The organism is Sphingorhabdus sp. (assembly GCF_044374345.1).
Lineage (GTDB): Bacteria > Pseudomonadota > Alphaproteobacteria > Sphingomonadales > Sphingomonadaceae > Sphingorhabdus_B.
Window position 1 is genome coordinate 1 of the sequence record NZ_JBILOS010000007.1, and the last position, 21,454, is coordinate 21,454.

General features: G+C 56.5%; 16 protein-coding genes. 13 read left to right on the forward strand and 3 right to left on the reverse strand.

Annotated features, from left to right (window positions below; genetic code table 11):
- Window positions 1–219 precede the first annotated feature (219 nt).
- Window positions 220–1,461: a sensor histidine kinase gene (locus ACIQ5B_RS01395; RefSeq protein ID WP_397597450.1), complete on the reverse strand. Its 1,242-nt coding sequence runs from the start codon at window positions 1,459–1,461 to the stop codon at window positions 220–222.
- A 126-nt stretch (window positions 1,462–1,587) separates the two neighbouring features.
- The gene (locus ACIQ5B_RS01400; RefSeq protein ID WP_397597451.1) at window positions 1,588–2,259 is read right to left on the reverse strand and encodes an HAD hydrolase-like protein; all 672 of its coding nucleotides are present in this window, start codon (window positions 2,257–2,259) and stop codon (window positions 1,588–1,590) included.
- A 61-nt stretch (window positions 2,260–2,320) separates the two neighbouring features.
- Between ACIQ5B_RS01400 and glmU the strand changes: the two genes are divergently transcribed.
- The 6 genes from glmU to ACIQ5B_RS01430 all read left to right on the forward strand — a co-directional run bounded on the left by glmU (window position 2,321) and on the right by ACIQ5B_RS01430 (window position 9,586).
- Window positions 2,321–3,664: a bifunctional UDP-N-acetylglucosamine diphosphorylase/glucosamine-1-phosphate N-acetyltransferase GlmU gene (gene glmU / locus ACIQ5B_RS01405; protein WP_397597452.1), complete on the forward strand. Its 1,344-nt coding sequence runs from the start codon at window positions 2,321–2,323 to the stop codon at window positions 3,662–3,664.
- Between the two features lie 209 nt (window positions 3,665–3,873).
- Window positions 3,874–5,697 (forward strand): glutamine--fructose-6-phosphate transaminase (isomerizing), encoded by a 1,824-nt coding sequence (gene glmS / locus ACIQ5B_RS01410; RefSeq protein ID WP_397597453.1) that lies wholly within the window; start codon window positions 3,874–3,876, stop codon window positions 5,695–5,697.
- Between the two features lie 314 nt (window positions 5,698–6,011).
- Window positions 6,012–7,199: an aspartate aminotransferase family protein gene (locus ACIQ5B_RS01415; RefSeq protein ID WP_397597454.1), complete on the forward strand. Its 1,188-nt coding sequence runs from the start codon at window positions 6,012–6,014 to the stop codon at window positions 7,197–7,199.
- The gene (gene argF / locus ACIQ5B_RS01420) at window positions 7,196–8,122 is read left to right on the forward strand and encodes an ornithine carbamoyltransferase (protein ID WP_397597455.1); all 927 of its coding nucleotides are present in this window, start codon (window positions 7,196–7,198) and stop codon (window positions 8,120–8,122) included. The genes ACIQ5B_RS01415 and argF overlap by 4 nt, the downstream gene beginning before the upstream one ends.
- Window positions 8,122–9,042: an Hsp33 family molecular chaperone HslO gene (locus ACIQ5B_RS01425; protein ID WP_397597456.1), complete on the forward strand. Its 921-nt coding sequence runs from the start codon at window positions 8,122–8,124 to the stop codon at window positions 9,040–9,042. Before argF ends, ACIQ5B_RS01425 begins: the two co-directional genes overlap by 1 nt.
- Window positions 9,043–9,178: 136 nt before the next feature.
- Window positions 9,179–9,586, forward strand: a complete 408-nt coding sequence (locus tag ACIQ5B_RS01430; protein ID WP_397597457.1) for a hypothetical protein — start codon at window positions 9,179–9,181, stop codon at window positions 9,584–9,586.
- A gap of 147 nt (window positions 9,587–9,733) precedes the next feature.
- Here the strand turns inward: ACIQ5B_RS01430 and ACIQ5B_RS01435 are convergent, their stop codons facing one another.
- Entirely contained in the window at window positions 9,734–10,918 is a 1,185-nt protein-coding gene (locus ACIQ5B_RS01435) for an acyl-CoA dehydrogenase (protein WP_397597458.1), read from the reverse strand.
- Between the two features lie 109 nt (window positions 10,919–11,027).
- Here ACIQ5B_RS01435 and ACIQ5B_RS01440 point away from each other — a divergent pair, with 109 nt between their 5' ends.
- The 7 genes from ACIQ5B_RS01440 (at window position 11,028) to ACIQ5B_RS01470 (ending at window position 21,362) form a co-directional block, all read left to right on the forward strand.
- Complete coding sequence (locus tag ACIQ5B_RS01440) at window positions 11,028–12,521, forward strand: aldehyde dehydrogenase family protein (protein ID WP_397597459.1); 1,494 nt, start codon at window positions 11,028–11,030, stop codon at window positions 12,519–12,521.
- Window positions 12,522–12,768: 247 nt separating this feature from the next.
- Entirely contained in the window at window positions 12,769–15,276 is a 2,508-nt protein-coding gene (locus ACIQ5B_RS01445; RefSeq protein WP_397597460.1) for an FAD-dependent oxidoreductase, read from the forward strand.
- A 4-nt stretch (window positions 15,277–15,280) separates the two neighbouring features.
- Window positions 15,281–16,483 (forward strand): aromatic ring-hydroxylating dioxygenase subunit alpha, encoded by a 1,203-nt coding sequence (locus ACIQ5B_RS01450; protein ID WP_397597461.1) that lies wholly within the window; start codon window positions 15,281–15,283, stop codon window positions 16,481–16,483.
- Window positions 16,480–17,733: a sarcosine oxidase subunit beta family protein gene (locus ACIQ5B_RS01455; protein WP_397597462.1), complete on the forward strand. Its 1,254-nt coding sequence runs from the start codon at window positions 16,480–16,482 to the stop codon at window positions 17,731–17,733. The genes ACIQ5B_RS01450 and ACIQ5B_RS01455 overlap by 4 nt, the downstream gene beginning before the upstream one ends.
- The gene (locus ACIQ5B_RS01460) at window positions 17,733–18,005 is read left to right on the forward strand and encodes a sarcosine oxidase subunit delta (RefSeq protein ID WP_397597463.1); all 273 of its coding nucleotides are present in this window, start codon (window positions 17,733–17,735) and stop codon (window positions 18,003–18,005) included. The genes ACIQ5B_RS01455 and ACIQ5B_RS01460 overlap by 1 nt, the downstream gene beginning before the upstream one ends.
- Window positions 18,002–20,863, forward strand: a complete 2,862-nt coding sequence (locus ACIQ5B_RS01465; protein ID WP_397597464.1) for a 2Fe-2S iron-sulfur cluster-binding protein — start codon at window positions 18,002–18,004, stop codon at window positions 20,861–20,863. Before ACIQ5B_RS01460 ends, ACIQ5B_RS01465 begins: the two co-directional genes overlap by 4 nt.
- On the forward strand, window positions 20,856–21,362 hold the full coding sequence (locus ACIQ5B_RS01470; RefSeq protein WP_397597465.1) for a sarcosine oxidase subunit gamma: 507 nt from the start codon (window positions 20,856–20,858) through the stop codon (window positions 21,360–21,362). The genes ACIQ5B_RS01465 and ACIQ5B_RS01470 overlap by 8 nt, the downstream gene beginning before the upstream one ends.
- Window positions 21,363–21,454 lie beyond the last annotated feature (92 nt).

The following is a 21,454-nucleotide window of genomic DNA, read 5'->3' on the forward strand; positions in this document are numbered from 1 at the left end:
CAATGCGGATTTCCTGACGCGAGCCGCCAGCGGCCCCACCCGTGCTTGCCTGGTCATTACATGCCGCAAGCGCGAGCGCGCTGATGGCAACAAGTGAAATTTTCTTAATCATAACTGTTGTCCCCATTATGGATTCGGCACAGATCGAACTGCGCTCCCGGGTCCATTAGACGCCGCAGATGGCTGATAAATGACTCTTGTGTTACATTATTGTGACGGTCATGCCGGTGAGACGGGCAGCAGAATCGAAACCGTGGTGCCTTTTCCCACCGTGCTGCGGATTTCCAGATGGCCACGGTGCCGGTCCACAATATGTTTGACCAGGCTAAGCCCCAGACCGGTTCCGCCAACCAACCGGCTGCGCCCCGAATCGACGCGATAAAAACGCTCGGTCAGCCGCGGCAAATGTTCAGGCGCAATCCCGTCGCCTTCATCCGCGACTGCGAAGTTCAGCATGGCACCGGATCGTGACGACAAGAGCGAGACCAGAACCGGGGTGCCGTCTTTCCCATATTTCATGGCATTGTTCAGGATATTATTGGCAAGCTGCCGCAATTGGCCCGCGTCGCCAATCACAGCCGGCAAATCCGCGGTGATGTCGACCGCAATATCTGCGCCACGATCTTTCTGGCTGTTACGAAGCTGGTCCACCGTTTCCATCACGATCTGGGAAAAATCGACGGGTGTTTGCGGCGGATCATATTTTTCGGCTTCAATGCGGCTAAGCGACATAAGGTCGCGCACCAACGCCTGCATGCGATCGGTTTCTTGTGCCATTATCCCTAAGAATCGACGGCGTGTGGCGGGATCGTCGCCAGCAGCGGGGTCATCCAATGTTTCGATGAATCCTTTAACAGCAGCGAGCGGCGTCAACAGTTCGTGGCTGGCATTGGCAACGAAATCAACGCGCATCTTTTCGGCCGCTTGCGTGCCACTGCGGTCGGCCAAATGGACAATCTTCTGTCCGGGCCCCATCATCTGGATACGCATTTCCCACAGCTGGTTTTTCTGACCGATGCCTGTGAGTTTTATGGGGTGGCCGCTGTGCTGGGCATCAGGATCAGACAATCGTTCGATTGCCCCGGCATGCCGAAATGCCATCCGGACATTCTGACCAACAATATTGCTACCTAATAAGCGTAACGCGGCGAGGTTCGCAGCCGTGACGCGCGCGTTTTCCACCATCAATATCGCATCGGTTGATGCATCGATAAACGCCTGCAACTGGGGGTGCGATGTGATTGAGGCTGCATCAATAGCAAGCGGTTCGTCGTCGCGCGGCGTATCGATGACGGCTTCATCATGATCTTGCCCTTCGGCCACGACGAACAAAGCAATCAGCATTGATACGAACACAACAAGGGTGCGTTCGGCGGCACCAAGCATTTGCCCCGCAAAAACGGCGCCCACCAAAGCAAGGCCAAAGGCAAAAAGTATGCGGGGAGAAAACCAACTGTTCACTATATCAACCCGTCCATGTCATCCCGATCTGCGGCAATCCCGTGTCAGCTATTACCGGCTACATTGCCCCACATATAGACGCAGTTTTTGCGTGCAAGCATCGCCGATGAAATAACAGACATTTGATTATGAGAGGTTTCGCAAAACCGCGATCAGATCGTCAAAATGGTCGATGATGGCATCTGCGCCCATATCTTCCACTGGCCCGTGCAGAAAACCAAAGCTAACCGCCACACTCGGCACATCGGCATTTTTCGCGGCCATGATGTCGTAGATAGAATCGCCAATATAGGCCGCACGTCCGCCGCCGCATCTTTTGACCATTTCAAAGATCGGCGCGCCGGATGGTTTGGCATTTTCTTTGCCCAACGTGTCCGCACCCAAAATGCAGCCCATACGATGGGCAAGGTTCAGGTCGTTCAGCAGCTTGACCGCCAGGCTCTCAAACTTGTTGGTCACAACCGCGTAACGCACACCCATCGCATCCAACGTATCCAGCACATTGAGTGCGCCATCAAAGGGCCTACTGTGGACCGACACATTGGCTTCATAATAAGCCAACATCTGGCGGTAGAGCGGCTTAAAATCGCCGTCGGGAATGCCGCCCGTTGCCTCCAGTCCCTGTTGCAACATCAACTTTGCCCCGCCGCCGATATGTTGCTTGACCGTTTTGGCCGAAAGGGCGGGCCTGCCGACGCTCCCCAACACATGATTGACCGCGGCGGTTAGGTCGCCGCTGGTGTCCACTAAAGTACCGTCAAGGTCGAAGCCGATGATGTCGAAAGGAATTTTTGTCATATCGTTCCCAAATGGCTGCAAGTTCTGGAAACCGCAACAATTTGCTGGCATGACAATGCACATGACTGAATTAGCTGCCATCATCCTTGCTGCGGGCAAGGGCACTCGCATGAAATCCGATCTGCATAAGGTCCTGCATCCCATCGCCAGCCGGCCAATGCTGATGCACCTGATGGCGTCGGTTGACGCCTTAAGTCCTGCCAAAAAGGTTGTGGTGGTCGGCAGCGGCAAGGATCAGCTTGAAGCTGCCTTGGCCGGGTCCGCAGAATTGGCCGTGCAAGAACCGCAACATGGAACAGGGCACGCCGTCCAGCAGGCGCAAGGCGCGTTGGCTGGCTTTGATGGCGATGTCCTCATCCTTTACGGTGATGTTCCTTTCGTGCCGACGGCAACCATGCAGGCGATGGTCGAACGACTGAACGCCGCCGACGCGCCTGCCGTGGTTGTATTGGCGTTCGCGCCAGAAGACCCCACAGGCTATGGCCGCGTGATTGTCGAAGATGGCCGCATCGTTAAAATGGTCGAACAGAAAGACGCGACCGACGCTGAAAAGGCGGTGAAGCTGTCCAATTCCGGCCTGATGGCGGTCAAGTCACGCGATCTGTTCGGCTTGCTCGACCGCGTGACCGACGACAATGCGCAAAAGGAATATTATCTCACGGACATCGTCAACATCGCGAACGCCGACGGCCGTGTTTGCGTTGCAGTCACCACGGACCCTTTTGATGTTGCGGGCATCAACAGCCGCGCACAATTGGCCGAGATGGAGGCCGAATGGCAAAAGCGCCGCCGCTTGCAGGCGATGGATGATGGGGCAACGCTGATCGCGCCGGACACCGTCTGGTTCGCATGGGATACGCAAATTGGCCGTGATGTCCTGATTGAACCCAATGTGTTTTTCGGCCCCGGCGTGTGCATTGCGGACAATGTAAAGATTCGAGCCAACAGCCATATCGAAGGCGCGCAAATCGCCAGCGGTTGCGAAGTCGGTCCATTTGCGCGCTTGCGCCCCGGAACGGTGTTGGAAGAAAAAGCCAAAATCGGCAATTTCGTCGAAACCAAGAAAGCCCATCTGGGCAAGGGCGCAAAGGCCAATCATCTAACCTATCTTGGCGATGCGACCATCGGTGCAGGCGCAAATATCGGCGCGGGCACGATTACCTGCAATTATGACGGCTATTTCAAATACCAGACAGTGATTGGCGAAGGCGCTTTCATCGGCTCTAACAGCGCCCTCATCGCGCCGGTAAAAATCGGCCGCGATGCTATTGTCGCAGCAGGCAGCGCCGTATCACGCGACGTCGCCGACGGCGAACTCCGCATGGTCCGCGCCGAGCAGCTGGTAAAGCCCGGCTGGGCGGATCGATTTCACGATGCGATGCGGAAGAAGAAGGCGGAGAAGTAGTCTGCAAATTTCAATTTGGACGGACGCGGTTGTAATCATTACTATGCAGCTCCGCTGCGAGAGACCGCGCTTGAAACGCGCCGGGTCAGTGATATTAGGGTCAGCGCAGGTCAATCATCGCATTCTGGTGAACTGAAATATCAAATATCTTCCGGTCGTAATGTCGGGCATCCGCGTTCCATACATACTCTAACGAAAGCAGAAAATTCATGTGCGGAATTATCGGAATTGTTGGCAAATCTGCTGTTTCGGACCGGCTGGTCGATGGACTGAAGCGGATGGAGTATCGGGGTTATGACTCCGCCGGTGTTTGCACGGTGCATGATGGTCAGCTCGTTCGTCGCCGTGCAGAGGGCAAGCTTGCGAACTTGGTCAATGTTCTGAAAACCGACGATGCGGCTGGTAACATTGGCATCGCGCATACGCGCTGGGCCACCCATGGCGCGCCGACCACGAGCAATGCGCATCCCCATGCGACGGGCGAAGTCGCGCTCGTGCACAATGGTATCATCGAAAATTTCAAGCAACTGCGCGATGAACTTATCGCGCGCGGGCGGACATTTGAAAGCGAAACCGATACAGAGGTTGTTGCGCATCTGGTGTCTGAACAGGTGGAGGCTGGCCATGCACCGGCCGATGCCGTGAAGGCCGTGCTGCCCCGCTTGCGCGGTGCCTTTGCACTGGCGATTGCGTTTCGCGCATTTCCCGATTTTTTGATTGGCGCGCGCCTCGGTAGCCCACTGGTTGTTGGCTATGGCGATGGCGAAACCTATTTGGGTTCGGATGCGTTGGCACTCGCGCCGCTGACACAGAAAATTGCCTATCTGGAAGAGGGCGACTGGGTTGTCATCGCGCGCGATGGTGCGCAGATTTTCGATAAGGATAATAATCCTGTCGCGCGCGAAGTCACCACCAGTGGCGTGTCCGCAGCGCAGATAGAAAAGGGCAATTACCGCCATTACATGCAGAAAGAGATTTTTGAGCAACCCACAGTGGTCGCCCAGACACTCTCCAGCTATATCCGCCCCGTTGAACAGACCGTTGCCTTGCCGCAGATGGATTTTGATCTTGCTGGCGTGAAGCGCATTACCATTGTTGCTTGCGGCACATCCTATTACGCGGGCATGGTCGCCAAATATTGGTTCGAAACATTCGCCCGTGTGCCCGTCGACATCGATGTCGCGTCCGAATTCCGCTATCGCGATCCGGTGCTTGAGGAAGGCGGTCTGGCGCTGTTTATCTCCCAATCGGGTGAGACGGCAGATACGCTGGCCGCGCTGCGCCACTGCAAGGAAAATGGCCAAACTATCGCGGTCGTGGTCAATGTGCCGACATCATCAATGGCGCGTGAGGCCGACCTATTGCTGCCGACACATGCTGGCCCCGAAATCGGCGTTGCGTCGACTAAGGCCTTCACCTGCCAGCTTGCCGTGCTCGCGGCGCTTGCCGCGCATCTCGCGCGCGTCAAAGGCAAGCTGACTGCAGAAGAAGAAAGCGAAATTGTGCGCCATCTGATCGAAGCGCCCGCTGCCTTGAATGCCGCTTTGGCGCATGACGAAGACATTGCGGCAATGGCGCACCTTATCGCGCCTGCGCGTGACGTGCTCTACCTTGGCCGTGGCCCTGATTATCCATTGGCGATGGAGGGGGCCCTCAAGCTCAAGGAAATCAGCTACATTCATGCCGAAGGCTATGCCTCGGGCGAAATGAAGCATGGGCCAATCGCGCTGATCGACGAAGCCGTGCCTGTCATCGTCCTCGCGCCAAGCGGCCCGCTGTTCGAAAAGACTGTGAGCAATATGCAGGAAGTGCGCGCGCGGGGTGGGAAGGTCGTGCTGATTTCCGACGCCGAGGGCATAGCCGAAGCCGGCGAGGGCTGCCTCGCCACTATCGAAATGCCAAGCGTCCACCCACTCATCGCGCCATTGGTTTATGCTGTGCCTGTCCAGCTGCTCGCTTATCATGTGGCGTGCGCCAAAGGCACGGATGTCGACCAGCCACGCAATTTGGCAAAGTCTGTCACGGTGGAGTGATGATGCGCGCGCAGATGCTATGGGGGCGGGCATGAGCGCCGGCAAAATCATCCTGATCGTCGTTTTGTTATGGGTGGCGGTGCATCTGCTGTTGTTCGGTTACCTTAAGCGACGGATTGCAGCCGCCAAACGCGACAAGGGGCTATAGCCGCTGCGCGTCAATGCGCCGATAGGAGGGGTGACACAGCAGCGGTCGCACGGGTTGATTTGCCATATTTGCAAGCTTATAGCGGAAGGGCAAAAACAAGCGGTCCCGCGGGGCCGCTTTTTGGCTTTTGGAATATGCCAAGCATTTGGTTGGAAGGAAATATACCATGTCGATCACGCCTTTGATGCCCGTCTATCCGCGTTGCGGTTTCCGACCGGTGCGCGGCGAGGGCGCTTGGTTGATTTCTGAAGACGGCAGCCGCGCGCTCGATTTCGCTGCGGGCATCGCCGTGAACTTGCTTGGGCACGGCCACCCGCATTTGACCAAAGCTATTCAGGATCAGGCAGCGACGCTGATCCACGTGTCCAACCTCTATGGCAGCCCGCAGGGTGAGGCATTTGCCCAGCGGCTGGTGGATACGACTTTTGCGGACACCGTGTTTTTCACAAACTCGGGCGCAGAAGCTGTCGAGTGCGCGATCAAGACTGCACGCGCGTACCACCAAAGCCAAGGCAGCGACCGCTTTGAAATCATCACCTTCAAAAATGCTTTTCATGGCCGCACGATGGCGACGATTTCTGCCAGCAATCAGGAAAAGATGCACAAAGGCTTTCTGCCTTTGCTCGAAGGTTTCAAATATGTCGACTTCGACGATCTAGAAGGTGCCAAGGCTGCATTAGGACCCAAGACCGCGGCATTCCTTGTGGAACCCATTCAAGGGGAGGGCGGCGTTCGCCCTGCGTCGGACGCATTTATGCAGGGCCTGCGTGCGCTGGCCGACGAACATGGCATCATGCTCATCCTCGACGAAGTCCAGTGCGGTGTTGCGCGCTCGGGAACGCTTTATGCCTATGAACAATATGGCATCACGCCAGATATTATGGCGACGGCAAAGGGCTTGGGCGGCGGTTTCCCCGTGGGTGCCTGCTTGGCGACCGAAGAGGCAGCCCGCGGCATGGTCGTCGGGACGCACGGTTCGACGTACGGCGGTAACCCATTTGCGATGGCGGCCTGCCAAGCGGTGTGGGATGTCGTGGCCAATGACGAATTCCTAGAAAATGTGCGCGCGACGGGCGATAAAGTGCGCACCTCACTTGAACAGTTTATTGGCAATTATCCCGACCTGTTTACCGGCGTGCGTGGCAAGGGCTTGATGCTGGGCGTCATGATGACGCACGAAACACGCGCGTTCGTCGCGCATTTGCGGGACAATCATGGGCTGCTGTTGGTTGCCGCTGGTGACAACACCTTCCGCGTGCTGCCGCCGTTGAACATTACCGATACCGAAATACAGATTTTCATGGAAAAGCTTTCGGCTGGTGCGGCAAGTTATCAGGTGCCGCAGGCGGCATGACCCGTCATTTCCTCAATCTGACGGATGCGGGCGGCGATGCGATTGCGGCCATGCTCAACGACGCTATTGACCGCAAAGCCGCACGACAAGGCTGGCCCAAGGGCAAGGCAGATGCGGATGCGCCATTAGCCGGGCATACATTGGCGATGGTGTTCGAAAAAAATTCGACACGCACGCGAACGTCATTTGAAATGGCGATGAAGCAACTGGGCGGCGACAGCATTTTTATGGCGTCGGGCCAAATGCAGCTTGGGCGTGGGGAATCGATTGCCGACACCGCCCGCGTTTTGTCGCGCTATGTCGACGCCATCATGATCCGCACCGATGATCATGCCAAGGTGGAAGAGCTTGCGCATCACGCCAGCGTGCCGGTGATAAACGGACTGACCGATTTGTCGCATCCGTGTCAGATTGTCGCTGATCTGTTGACGATAACCGAACATAATAAGGCGTTGCCCGGGCTTGAGCTTGCATGGCTGGGCGATGGAAACAATGTGCTCAACTCCATCGTTGAGGCTGCGGGATTGTTCGCGTTCAACGTGCGGATTGCCGTGCCACAGGGTTATGAAAGCGACGATAGCTTCATCGAGCGCGCGCGCGCGGCGGGTGCGAACGTTACGCTCACGCGCGACGCTGCCGAAGCGGTAAGCGGCGCAGACGTGATTGTCACGGATACTTGGGTGTCGATGGGACAAGAGCACGCCCACAACAAAATAGCCGCGATGATGCCCTATCAGGTAAATGCGCAGCTGATGGCTATGGCGAAGGGCGATGCCAAATTTTTGCACTGCCTGCCTGCGCACCGCGGCGAGGAAGTTACCGACGCCGTGATCGACGGACCGCAGTCGGTCATCTGGGACGAAGCCGAAAACCGGCTGCACGCGCAAAAATCCATCTTACGCTGGTGTTTTGGCCAAATTTAATGGCTGGGCAGTCCGAAACTTTTTGTAATCAGCCTTTGCGCTTTTCCATTCCGACCCGTGACGCACGCGGGCGGTTGGTGCGGCTTGACGAGGTGTTGGCTGAAATATTGGCCGCGCATGCTTATCCGCCCGTCATTGAGAAAACGCTCGCAGAGGCACTGGTCCTCACGGCATTGCTGGGTGCCTCGCTGAAGGAAGATGGCAGCCAGCTGACATTACAGACGCAAACCGAAAAGGGTGCCATTCGGTTGCTGGCATGCGATTATAAGGACGGTGCGTTGCGCGGATATGCGCAGTTCGATCCAGCGACCGTTGCCGCGCTGCCCGACGATGCCACATTATTTGGTATCTTCGGCAAAGGCTATCTTGCCATTACGTTTGACCGGATGAAGCCAGCGGTTGAGGGCGGCGGCCGGTATCAAGGTATCGTGCCGCTTGAGGGCGATACGCTGGCGGATGCCGCCGCGAACTATTTCGTGCAGTCCGAACAAATTCCGACGCTCATTCGCGTTGCGGTTGACCATGTGAACGGCCGCTGTGTGGCTGGCGGGCTGCTCGTCCAGCATCTGCCTGAGGGCGAAGAAGGCCGCGAACGTCTGCATGTCCGGCTTGACCATCCCGAATGGGCGCATGTGGAAATCATTGCCTCCACCATCGCCCGCGCCGAACTTGCCGATCCGTCATTGCCACTCGAAGAAATCGTCTGGCGCTTGTTCCATGAGGAACAGGAAGTGCGCATTGAACAAGGCGACCCTCTGTCCAAGGGCTGTCGCTGCGATCCTGTGCATATCCGCGATGTCATTGCAAAATTTCCGGCAGAAGACCGTGCGGAGATGGCCGACGATGCCGGGGATATCGTGGTAGATTGCGAATTTTGCTCGCGCCGCTTTCCGGTGAGTTTGGCGAGTTTCAATAACTGATAGAGGCGATTGGGCCGATCTGGTCATTCATCGTTCATGCATCACATTCTATCATGCGAAACGTAGCATTTTGTGGTATGTCACGACAATAAACAGGCCATTTCAATGAAAATGGCTGGTTTATGGATTGAAGCTTATGACATTGAAATTCTCCCAATATCATCTCGTTGGCGCCATTTTACTGTCGCTCACTTCAACCTCACTTGCGCTCGCGAACGCAAATGATCTGTCATTATTGCACACGCTGGAACGGGGGCAGTGGAGTTTGCGGGCCGTTGGGGCTGAGGCGCCATTGACAAAAATCTGTCTTGGTAACCCAGAGCTGCTAACCCAAATCCAGCATTCCGGTGTCGCCTGTGATCGGTACGTTGTCCGTTCAACCGTGAATATGGTGACGGTCAGCTATATCTGCAAAGGTCAAGGACAAGGTCTGACGACCATCCGTAAGGAATCCAACCGGATCATCCACATTCAGTCGCAGGGCATTCACAATAATGCGCCGTTTTCATTTGCGGTCGAAGGCCGAAGGACTGGCCCTTGCTAGGCCAATCGCCGTCGTCGCGGCGTTTATGAATTATTAACCATCTTTACGTTAAAAGGATGCGTGTCTTTTAGGAGATACACTTTCCTCCCCGTTGGCTGAAAAGCCATAACTGGGCCGCCGCTGTATAGCTTGGCGGCCCATTCTTTATCAGAACGCGGCGATACCCGTGATGGCGCGCCCCAGAATCAACGCGTGGACATCGTGCGCACCTTCGTAAGTGTTGACCGTTTCAAGGTTCGCCATGTGGCGCATGACTTGATATTCCTCGCTGATACCGTTGCCGCCATGCATATCGCGCGCGGCGCGGGCGATATCGAGCGCCTTGCCGACATTGTTGCGCTTGACGATCGAAATCATGTCGGGCGCGAGCTGGCCTTCGTCCATCAGCCGTCCGACGCGCAACGATGCCTGAAGCCCAAGCGCGATATCGGTCATCATATCGGCCAGTTTCTTTTGATAGAGCTGGTTGGCGGCGAGCGGCTTGCCAAATTGATGGCGATCAAGGCCATATTGGCGCGCGGCATGCATGCAGAATTCCGCGGCCCCCAACGCGCCCCAGCTAATGCCGTAACGCGCACGGTTGAGGCATCCGAACGGACCCTTCAGGCCTTGCACGTCGGGCAAAAGCGCGTCCTCACCAACCTCGACATTGTCCATCATGATCATGCCAGTGGTGGATGCGCGCAGCGACAATTTGCCTTGAATTTTTGGCGCAGAAAGGCCTTTCATGCCCTTTTCCAGCACAAAGCCGCGAATGCCACCGCCATGTGCTTCCGATTTTGCCCAGACGACAAAAACATCGGCAAAGGGTGCGTTTGAAATCCACGTTTTCGATCCGTTGATGACATATCCGCCATCAACTTTTTTGGCAAAGGTGCGCATGCCCGCAGGATCGGACCCCGCGTCCGGCTCAGTCAATCCAAAGCAGCCAATGAGCGTCCCTGCCGCAAGACCGGGCAGATATTTGCGACGCTGCTCTTCGGAACCATATGCATAAATCGGGTGCATCACGAGCGACGATTGAACCGACGCCATCGACCGATAGCCCGAATCGACGCGCTCAATCTCCCGCGCAATCAGGCCATAGGCGACATAAGAGGCGCCAGCGCCGCCATATTCTTCCGGGATCGTTGCACCCAGCAAACCCGTTTGGCCCATGAGCGGAAACAATTCGGGCGCATCACATTCGGTCCGGTACGCGTCAATCACGCGTGGCTGCAATTCGCTTTGCGCAAAGGCATGTGCCGAATCGCGGATCATGCGTTCATCTTCGGTAAGCTGCGCATCCAGACGGAAGGGGTCGGACCAATCAAATGCTGCCAATTCGGCCATAAACTTTCTCCAATGTTGCATGGGTCGCTAAACTTTTTGCGTGCTGCGGGCAAGCTGGCAAAATGTTTGGAACCCGTCTATTCGCCTTGCAGTCAATTGGGAGATAGCGGTGAAGCTGGCAGCAGATGTAGAGACGATTTTGGCGCACCTCGGAACACATATTTCGGGGGATATGGCGTCATACTCACCCGTCGATGGCAGCAATATCGGATCGGTACCAACCGCCTCCGCTTCCGATATTGATGTGGCGTGTGCAAATGCCACCGCTGCGTTTCACAATTGGCGCGCCGTCCCCGCGCCGCGTCGCGGAGAGCTCGTCCGCTTGTTCGGCAATGCCTTACGCGAAGATAAGGAGAAGCTGGCGCGCCTTGTCACCATCGAATGTGGGAAGCCGTTGTCCGAGGGGCTCGGCGAAGTGCAGGAAATGATCGACATTTGCGACTTCGCCGTCGGCTTGTCGCGCCAGCTTCATGGTCTTACCATCGCCAGCGAACGTCCCGGCCACCGCATGATGGAACAATGGCATCCGCTCGGCCCGGTTCTGGTCATCTCTGCATTCAATTTCCCGGTCGCCGTTTGGGCATGGAATGCAGCGTTGGCACTTGTCTGCGGTAATAGCGTAATCTGGAAGCCATCGGAAAAAACCCCGCTGACGGCGGTGGCCGTACAAGCCATTTTTGAACGCGCGGTGACCGCGTTTGGCGATGCTCCAGCGCATGTATCACAAGTGGTGCATGGCGGACGCGACGTTGGTGCCGCTTTGGTCGCGGACCCGCGCATCGCGCTCATCTCGGCCACTGGCAGCACGCAAATGGGCCGCAAAGTCGGGCAGGTTGCGGCCGCGCGTTTTGCCAAGGCGATATTGGAACTTGGCGGCAATAATGCCGCGATCATCAGCGACAAGGCCGACCTTGCATTGGCGTTGCGCGGCGTCTTGTTCTCCGCGTTCGGCACAAGCGGGCAGCGGTGCACAAGCCTGCGGCGCGTCTTTGTACATGATGCGGTCTATGACAATTTTGTAGAGGCATTGAAGGCCGCCAGCACATCGATGGCGGTTGGCGACCCATTAGATGGCGGCAACTTGGCAGGCCCCCTTATTGACGAAGCGGCATATGACGGGATGCGGATCGCGCTCGAGGAAGCACGCGCGCTTGGTGCAAATATTACGGGCGGTTATCGGATGGACTTGGCAGGCGTCTATGTCCGGCCTGCGCTGGTCGAGATGCCCATGCACAGTGGCCCGGCATTGCGCGAGACCTTTGCCCCGATACTCTACATTTTCCGCTATCACGATTTGGCGCACGCCATCACGCTTCAAAACAGTGTCGGCGCGGGGCTTTCGTCTTCGATATTCTCGACCGACGTCCGCGAGTGCGAACGGTTCCTGTCTGCAGAAGGCAGCGACTGCGGCATCGCCAATGTCAATATCGGCACATCCGGCGCTGAAATCGGGGGGGCCTTTGGCGGTGAAAAGGAAACGGGCGGTGGTCGCGAATCCGGTTCCGACGCATGGAAAGCCTATATGCGCCGCGCGACGAACACGATTAACTACTCCAACGAACTGCCGCTTGCGCAAGGGGTGACTTTCGACCTCACTTCGTGATCATATCGTCATCCTGAACGTGTTTCAGGATGAAGAGAGACGGGTTAGCATAGCACATACTCGTCGATGGATTGTCACTGACGATGCCAGCCAAGCGCCTTTTCCTTAGCCTTGCTTGGTCACCACGTAAACAGTACTAATATTTAATATTAGAAAAACCTGTTGCTGTGATTCCATGGCGCAATCCGATTGCCGCACCAGCTTTTAGTCTGACATAGGGCCGCGATAACGAAAATTGGTGGATTATATGAAGAGCACAGCACGGGCAGTTGTAATTGGTGGCGGCGTTGTCGGCGTAAGCACGTTGTACCATCTTGCAAAAATGGGGTGGAGCGATGTCGTCTTGCTGGAGCGTAAGGAGTTAACCTCCGGCTCAACCTGGCATGCCGCGGGCCTTTTGCCGCTTTTCAACCTGAGCTATTCCGTCGGCAAGCTGCATCAATATTCGGTCGGATTATATCCAACGCTTGAGGCAGAGACCGGCCTGCATGCCGGTTTTTCGCAAGTCACGAACATCCGGCTGGCGACCACCAAAGACCGGATGGATGAGTATAATTATTATGCGGGCGTTGCGCGCACCATTGGCGTCGATGTCAATTTCCTGAGCCCCGACGACGTCAAAGATATTTGGCCGCTTGCGGATATGGACGGCGTCATTGGCGCTATCCAGCATCCCGATGACGGTTATATCCAGCCCGCCGACTTAACGCAGGCATTGGCCAAGGGCGCGCGGCAACGCGGTGCGACCATTTATCGCAACACAACCGTCACCGCGATCACGCAGCAGCCCAACGGCGAATGGCTTATTTCAACGGATCAAGGCGACATCACGTGCGAGCATGTTGTCTCATGCTCCGGCAATTTCGCGCGTCAGACAGGCGCAATGGTCGGCCTCGATATCCCCGTGATCCCGGTTGAGCATCAATATATCGTGACCGAGCAGCATCCGGACATCATGGCGCGCAAAAAAGCGGGTTTGCCCGAAATGGGTGTCCTGCGCGAATCTGACGCCAGCTATTATATGCGTGAGGAAGCGGGCGGACTGTTGTTGGGGCCATATGAACTGGGTGCGCCGGCCTGCTATGTGGATGGCCCTTCGGCAACCAGCGAATATGAACTGTTCCCTGACGCGCTTGAACGGCTTGAACCCTATATTCTTGCCGCAATGAAGCGCGTGCCCGCCTTTGGCGAGGTCGGCATCAAGCGCGTGTATAATGGCGCAATTGCGTATACGCCCGACGGGTCGCCCATTGTCGGACCGGCATGGGGACTGAAAAACTTCTGGCTCAACGAAGGTCACAGCTTTGGCGTTACCGCCGCAGGTGGCGCTGGTTGGCAATTGGCACATTGGATTGTCGATGGTGAACCGACGATCGATATGATGGGCGTCGATCCGCGCCGCTTTGGCGATTATGCTGGCCGCGGATTCTTGATTGAGAAGAACGAAGAAGCCTATGCCAAGGTCTTCACCGTGCATTATCCCGATGAAGAGCGCGAAGCGGGCCGCGCATTGCGTCGCACCCCTTGCTATGACCGGATGAAGGCGCTGGGCGCGGTGTTTGGCAGTGTGTTTGGCTGGGAACGCCCCAACTGGTTCGCGCCGGATGGCTATGCGCTCAGTGAAGCCGATCTCGACAAGCCCGATGTGCTTTTGAACGACAATCATCCCGTCGTTGCAGATGAACCCATTCGTGAAAAATGGTCGTTCCGTCGGTCCAACTATTTCGAGCATGTCGGCAATGAGTGTCGCCATGTGCACGAAAAAGTCGGCATTCAGGATATGAGCGCATTCGCCAAATGCGAAATATCAGGCCCGGGGGCGGAAGCCTGGCTTGACCAATTGCTGACAAATGCGGTGCCGAAAAAGGTCGGGCGCGTAACCTTGTCCTATCTGCTGACCAACAAGGGCGGCGTGCGCAGTGAGTTCACCGTCTATAAAGTCGCGCCGCAGCGTTATTATCTTGTCTCGGCTGGCGCCTATGAGCGGCATGACCATGATTATTTGAAAAAGGCCCTGCCGCGCGATGGCTCTGTCAGCTTTGAACGGCTGACCACAGCTATGGGCGTGCTCGTTCTGGCGGGGCCGCGTTCGCGCGATGTGTTGGCGAAGCTTACCGATACCGACCTGTCCAATGAAGCCTTCCCATGGTTGACCGGCAAGAAAATGAGCATTGGTCTGGCGCAGGTCGATGCACTGCGGGTCAATTTCATCGGCGAGCTTGGTTGGGAAATCCATCATCCGATCGAAATGCAGAATTACATCTTTGACCGGTTGATGGAGGCCGGCGCAGAATTTGAGATTAAGCCGTTCGGTATCCGCGCGATGACGTCGATGGCGCTCGAAAAAAGCTACAAGCTGATCCCGCGTGAATTGTCGGTTGAATATTCGGCGTTTGAAAGCGGGTTGGATCGCTTTGTCAGCCTGAAGAAGCCAAGCTTTCATGGCCGCGATGCATTGCTTGCATGGCGCGAACGGGGCGCTGCGAATACGCTTGTGACGATGGAAGTGCATGGTGTGACCGATGCCGATGCGCGCGGGTCTGAGCCGATTTATCATGGCGATGATATCGTTGGCCGCGTGACCTCTGGCGGTTATGGTTGGCGCGTGCGCAAATCGCTTGCGCTCGCGATGGTGCGGCCTGATTTGGCGCAGATAGGCGCAGAGTTTGAAATCGCGATCTTGGGCGTTCGCCACAAGGCGACGATCATCGCGGACTCACCGTTCGACCCTGACAATAATGCACTGAAGAGCTAAGCCAATGTCTCGTTTCGCCCCCATCGCCGATTTGCTTGCGCAGGATCGCAAGGGCTACACCTTGCCGCGCGAATTATATGTCAGCGACGCCGCTTTCGAATTTGATACGCAGGTCATGCTAAAATCGGTTTGGCTGTATGCCTGCACCGTCGCGCATGTGAAAAATCCCGGTGATTTCTTCGTGTTCGAACTGGCGCAGAATTCCGTCATCATTGTGCGTGGCCGCGATATGCAAGTGCGCGCGTTTTGGAACAGCTGCCGACATCGCGGGGCCAAAATCTGCCTCGAACAGCGCGGACGGGCGCCGCGTTTAATGTGTCCCTATCATCAATGGACATACGGCCTTGATGGTCAACTTCTTGCCGCGCGCAGCATGGCGGAGGATTTTGACAAAGCGGATCACGGGCTTTCGCCAGTGGCGCTGGAAAATGTCGGCGGACTTATTTTTGTCTGCTTGGGCGACAATCCGCCGCCGATTGACCGCGTAAAGGCCGACATATCCGAACAGATATCGGTCTATGATCTCGAAAAGCTAAAAGTCGTTGTTCAGGACAATTATATCGAAGACGCCAACTGGAAATTGGTGATGGAGAATAATCGCGAATGTTACCATTGCGACGTTGGTCATCCTGAACTGATTAGCGTGCTTGGGACAACAGGCTTTGGCAAAGATGCGCCCGATAATGCGGCAAAGCATGAAGAGTGGAAAGCGCTCGGCATCGACCATGATCTGATCGAATTTCCCGACGGCTGGTGGCACCGGGTCGCGCGGTTGGCGCTGGCCAATGGCGCGGTAACCCAATCGATAGATGGCAAGCTTGCGTGTCAAAAATTGATCGGGCCATTTACTGCGCCTGAAACGTCGAGCCTGTCTGTTTGGACCCAGCCCAATAGCTGGCACCATTTCTGCTGCGACCATGTTGTGACATTTTCACTGACCCCGATTTCGCCGGACAAGACATTGCTGCGCACCAGCTGGCTGGTGCACGAAGATGCAGTTGAGGGCGTCGATTACGATCCCGATCATTTGGCCGCATTGTGGCGCAAAACAAACGAGCAGGACGGGCATTTCTCTGCGATCAACCATCGCGGTATCGCCACCGACGGCTATATTCCGGGGCCTTACGCCGTGGAAGAAAAACTGGTCGACGCCTTCAAGAGTTTCTATGTGAGCCGCGCTACAGCTGCGCTTGAGAAAATATCATGACCCACCACAGTGCTTTCAGTCTTTTCGCCAAAGCGCTTGGCGGACATCAGGATTGGCCCGAACAATGGCCCGATGCGGCACCAAAACCGGCTTATGATGCCATCATAGTCGGCGGCGGCGGGCACGGGCTAGGCGCGGCATATTATCTCGCCAAAAAATATGGGATTACTAATGTCGCCGTGCTTGAAAAAGGCTGGATCGGCGGCGGCAATACCGGGCGTAACACAACGATTATCCGGTCAAACTATCTCTATGACGAAAGCGCGCATCTTTATGATCATGCGGTGAAGCTTTGGGATGGGTTGAGCCAGGAACTGAACTACAACGTCATGTATTCGAAACGCGGCGTCATGATGCTCGCGCACAATGTGCATGATGTGCAGAGCCTGCAACGGCATATCAATGCCAACCGGCTGAACGGTGTCGACAATGAATGGCTGACGCCGCAGCAGGCCAAAGATTATTGCCCGCCTTTAAACATTTCGCCAGACGCGCGGCATCCTGTGTTGGGGGCTGCGTTGCAACGGCGCGGCGGCACGGCACGGCACGATTCGGTTGCCTGGGGCTATGCGCGGGCGGCGTCGGCATTGGGCGTTGATATCATCCAGAATTGCGCGGTCACGGCTATCCGGCGCGGTGCCGATGGTGCGGTTGAGGGCGTTGAAACCACCCGCGGGCCTATCGCCACAAAGCGTATTGGCGTGTCGGCGGCGGGCAATACGTCTGTTGTTATGCAGATGGCCGGTTTGGACTTTCCGTTGGAAAGCTACCCCCTGCAGGCGCTGGTTTCAGAGCCCGTCAAACCGACTTTCCCGTGCGTCGTTATGTCGAACACAGTCCATGCCTATATGAGCCAGTCGGACAAAGGCGAATTGGTCATTGGCGCAGGCACCGACCAATATGTGAGCTACTCGCAGCGCGGCGCGCTTCACATTATCGAACATACGCTTGCCGCAATCTGTGAGATTTTTCCGATTTACAGGCGGATGCGGATGTTGCGCACGTGGGGCGGGATTGTCGACGTTACGCCTGACCGTTCACCGATATTGGGCAAGACCCCGGTCAAGGGGCTATATGTCAATTGCGGCTGGGGCACTGGCGGCTTTAAGGCGACGCCCGGGGCCGGAGATTTGCTGGCCTACACCATGGCAAAGGACGAACCGCATCCCATCAACGCGCCCTTCAATCTCGACCGTTTCCGCAATGGCCGGTTGATTGACGAGGCAGCAGCAGCGGCGGTGGCACACTAATGATCTTAATTCACTGCCCTTATTGTGACGAGAAACGTCCCGAAATCGAATTTGCCAATGCCGGGCAGGCGCATGTTGCCCGCCCATTGGACCCGTCAAGCCAGAGCGACGAAGAATGGGAAGCCTATCTTTTCATCCGCGCCAATCCACGCGGACGGCACCACGAACGCTGGCGGCATGTGCACGGGTGCGGCCGCTTTTTCAACGCCGTGCGTGACACATTGACCGACAAATTTGAAACGACTTACAAGGCTGGGGAGCCGCGGCGATGAGCGGATATCGTCTCGAAAATGGCGGGCGCATTGATCGCAGCCGACCTGTGGAATTCCGCTTTGACGGACATTCCTATCAAGGTTTCGCTGGCGACACTTTGGCTTCGGCCTTGCTCGCCAATGGTATCAGCCTGTTCGGCCGGTCGTTTAAATATCACCGCCCGCGCGGCATTATGGCAGCGGGCAGTGAGGAGCCGAACGCACTCATATCGGTGGATCGGGGGGCAGGTCGCTTCACGCCCAATCTGCGTGCGACCAGTGTCGAGATTCATGCGGGGCTCAACGCCTTCAGTCAGAATCGTTGGCCATCGCTTAAGCGCGATTTTGGCGCGATAAACGACCGGCTGGGTATGTTTTTCCCCGCTGGTTTTTACAATAAAACCTTCATGTGGCCGCGCTCTTTTTGGGAAAAGCTGTATGAACCAGCGATCCGCAAGATGGCTGGACTTGGCGATGCGCCGACCCAAGAAGACCCCGACATCTATGCATCCACTTATGCCCATTGCGACCTGTTGATCGTTGGCGCGGGACCCGCTGGTATTGATGCCGCATTGGAAGCGATGGGTTCGAACAAGCGGATCATCCTGATCGATGAACAGGATGAACTTGGCGGCGGTGCGCTTGCTGATCCGGCTCTATGGCCGTGGCTGGAACGCAGCCGCAAAGCGCTCATCGATGCGTCCAATGTCACGATACTCACGCGTACGACGGCATTTGGCTATTATCACGACAACTTTATTGGCGCGGTGCAGCGTTTGACCGATCACCTGCCGGACAATTCGGACAGCCCGCGCGAAAAATTATGGCGCGTGCGGGCCGGTGAAGTGGTCCTTGCGCAAGGTGCGATTGAACGGCCGCTCGTTTTTGACGGCAACGATACGCCGGGCGTGATGCTGTCCTCCGCCGCAAAGGTTTTCGGCCTTCGCTTCGGCGTCGCGGTCGGCACGTCGGTCGCGTTGATGACCGCGCATGACAGCGGCTGGCATGATGTGTTTGCCTTGGCAAAAGCCGGTGTCGGTATAAAGGCGATCGTTGATGTGCGCAGCGAGGTGTCCTCTGCGCTGCTGGACGAGGCCAACCGGCTTGGCATCAACGTGCACCTTAACCATAGCGTCACGGGCGTAAATGGCCGCCACCGCGTCACATCCATCCAGATCTGCAATAATGACGATTATGTCGGCGCGCGCATCGATTGCGATACGCTGTTGATGGCTGGCGGCTGGACGCCGAGTGTGCATCTATGGTCGCACAGCAAAGGATCGCTTGCATGGCGCGATGACATTGGCGCCTATGTTCCTGACCAACCGAACGAGAATGTACGCTGTGTCGGGGCATGTTCAGGCAGTTGGGATTTTGGTAGCGGCGCGATTGTTGATGTGTTGCCAACGCCCAAGGACCAAAGCCGGATAAAGGCCTTTGTCGATTTCCAAAATGACGTCACGGCAAAGGATATTAAGCTGGCGGTGCGTGAGGGCTTTCGCTCTATCGAGCATATCAAGCGCTACACAACCAACGGCATGGCGACCGATCAGGGCAAGACATCGAACCTCAATGGCTTGCAGATTGCATCAACAGCACTTGCCAAGCCGGTTACCGATATTGGTCTGACAAGCTTTCGTCCGCCATATACGCCGCAGACTTTCGGTGCGTTGGCGGGGCATGCAAAGGGCGCATTGTTCCAACCGACACGGACGACCAATATCGACGGCTGGGCCGCCGAAAATGGCGCAGTGTTCGAACTAGTCGCACAGTGGCGGCGCGCGCGTTATTTCCCCAAAATGGGTGAGGATATGCACGCGGCAGTGAACCGCGAATGCGTTGCCGTGCGGTCGTCAGTCGGCATTTTTGATGCATCGACCTTGGGCAAGATTGAAGTTGTCGGCCCCGATGCAGCCGAATTCCTAAACCGCATGTATACCAACCCCTGGAAAGCGCTTGAGCCAGGCCGGTGCCGCTATGGGCTGCTTTTGAAAGAGGATGGCTTCATCACCGATGACGGTGTTTCGGCGCGGTTGGCGCCCGACCGGTTCCATCTGACGACCACGACCGGCGGTGCCGCGCGTGTGCTAAATATGATGGAGGATTATCTCCAGACCGAATGGCCTGACCTTGATGTCTGGTTGACCAGCACGACCGAGCAATATGCGGTTATTGCGCTGCAGGGTCCAAATGCGCGCAAATTGTTGGAACCACTGGTGGAGGGCATTGACCTGTCCGCCGATGCTTTCCCGCATATGGCCATCCGCGAAGGCACAATCTGCGGCATTCCAACGCGCCTGTTCCGCGTGAGCTTCACGGGCGAACTTGGTTTCGAAATCAACGTGCCGACCGCTTATGGCCGCGCTTTGTGGGAACGGCTGATGGCAGAGGGTGCGAAATTTGACATCACCCCCTATGGCACGGAGGCGATGCACGTGCTGCGCGCCGAAAAGGGGTTCATTATCGTCGGACAAGATACCGACGGCACAATAACGCCATTTGATGCCGGTCTTGATTGGGCGGTGGGCAAGAAAAAGCCTGACTTTGTCGGTAAACGGTCAATGGCACGGCCTGACATCGTTGCGCCGGGGCGCAAACAATTGGTCGGGCTACTGACCGATGATCCCAATGTTGTATTGGAAGAAGGTGCGCAGATTGTTGCCGACCCGCGCCAGCCAATCCCGATGACGATGATCGGCCATGTGACCTCTTCTTACTGGAGCGAAACGCTTGGCCGGTCGATCGCTTTTGCCTTAGTGGCAGGTGGGCATGAGATGATGGGCGGCACGCTGCACATCCCGATGCCGGGTAAAACGCATGAAGCGAAAGTGACCGGCATGGTTTTTTATGATGCAGAAGGAGCGCGGCTGCATGTCTGATGCCCTTTTCAGGAACGAACCTGTTTCTTCAACGCCGTACGTAGCCGATGGTGTCAGCATCCGCCTTGCTGCGCCGCTGAAGCGCTATTCGCTGCGGGCGCGCACTGCCGAGGCTCTGGAAACTGTGCTCAACGCAAAAGTGCCACAGAAAATCGGCGCGACCGAAGGTGGCATTGCGTGCCTTGGTCCGGACGAATGGCTCCTGCGTACGGCAGCGGAGACGACTATGCCGACCGGCGCGGGATTGCCGGTTGCTATCACGGATATCAGCGAACGATCTATCTGCCTCGTCCTTGAAGGGCCACGCGCAGCGGAACTGCTGATGACAGGTTGCCCGCTTGATCTCGACAATTTTGCAGTCGGTCGGGCCACGCGAACAATTTACGAAACGGTCGAAATCATCATCATCCGCGAGGGTGAAGATCGTTTTCATGTTGAGGTGTGGCGCAGTTTTGCCGCATGGCTATGGAGCGCGTTCACGGCGGCTGCCAGCCATTGATGGTCGCTTGAGACCTTAAGGAGAGTTCATTGGCGGATTGGGACAAAGCAATAGATCTGGGGAACTATGGCCAATCCAATCGCCATTGGGGT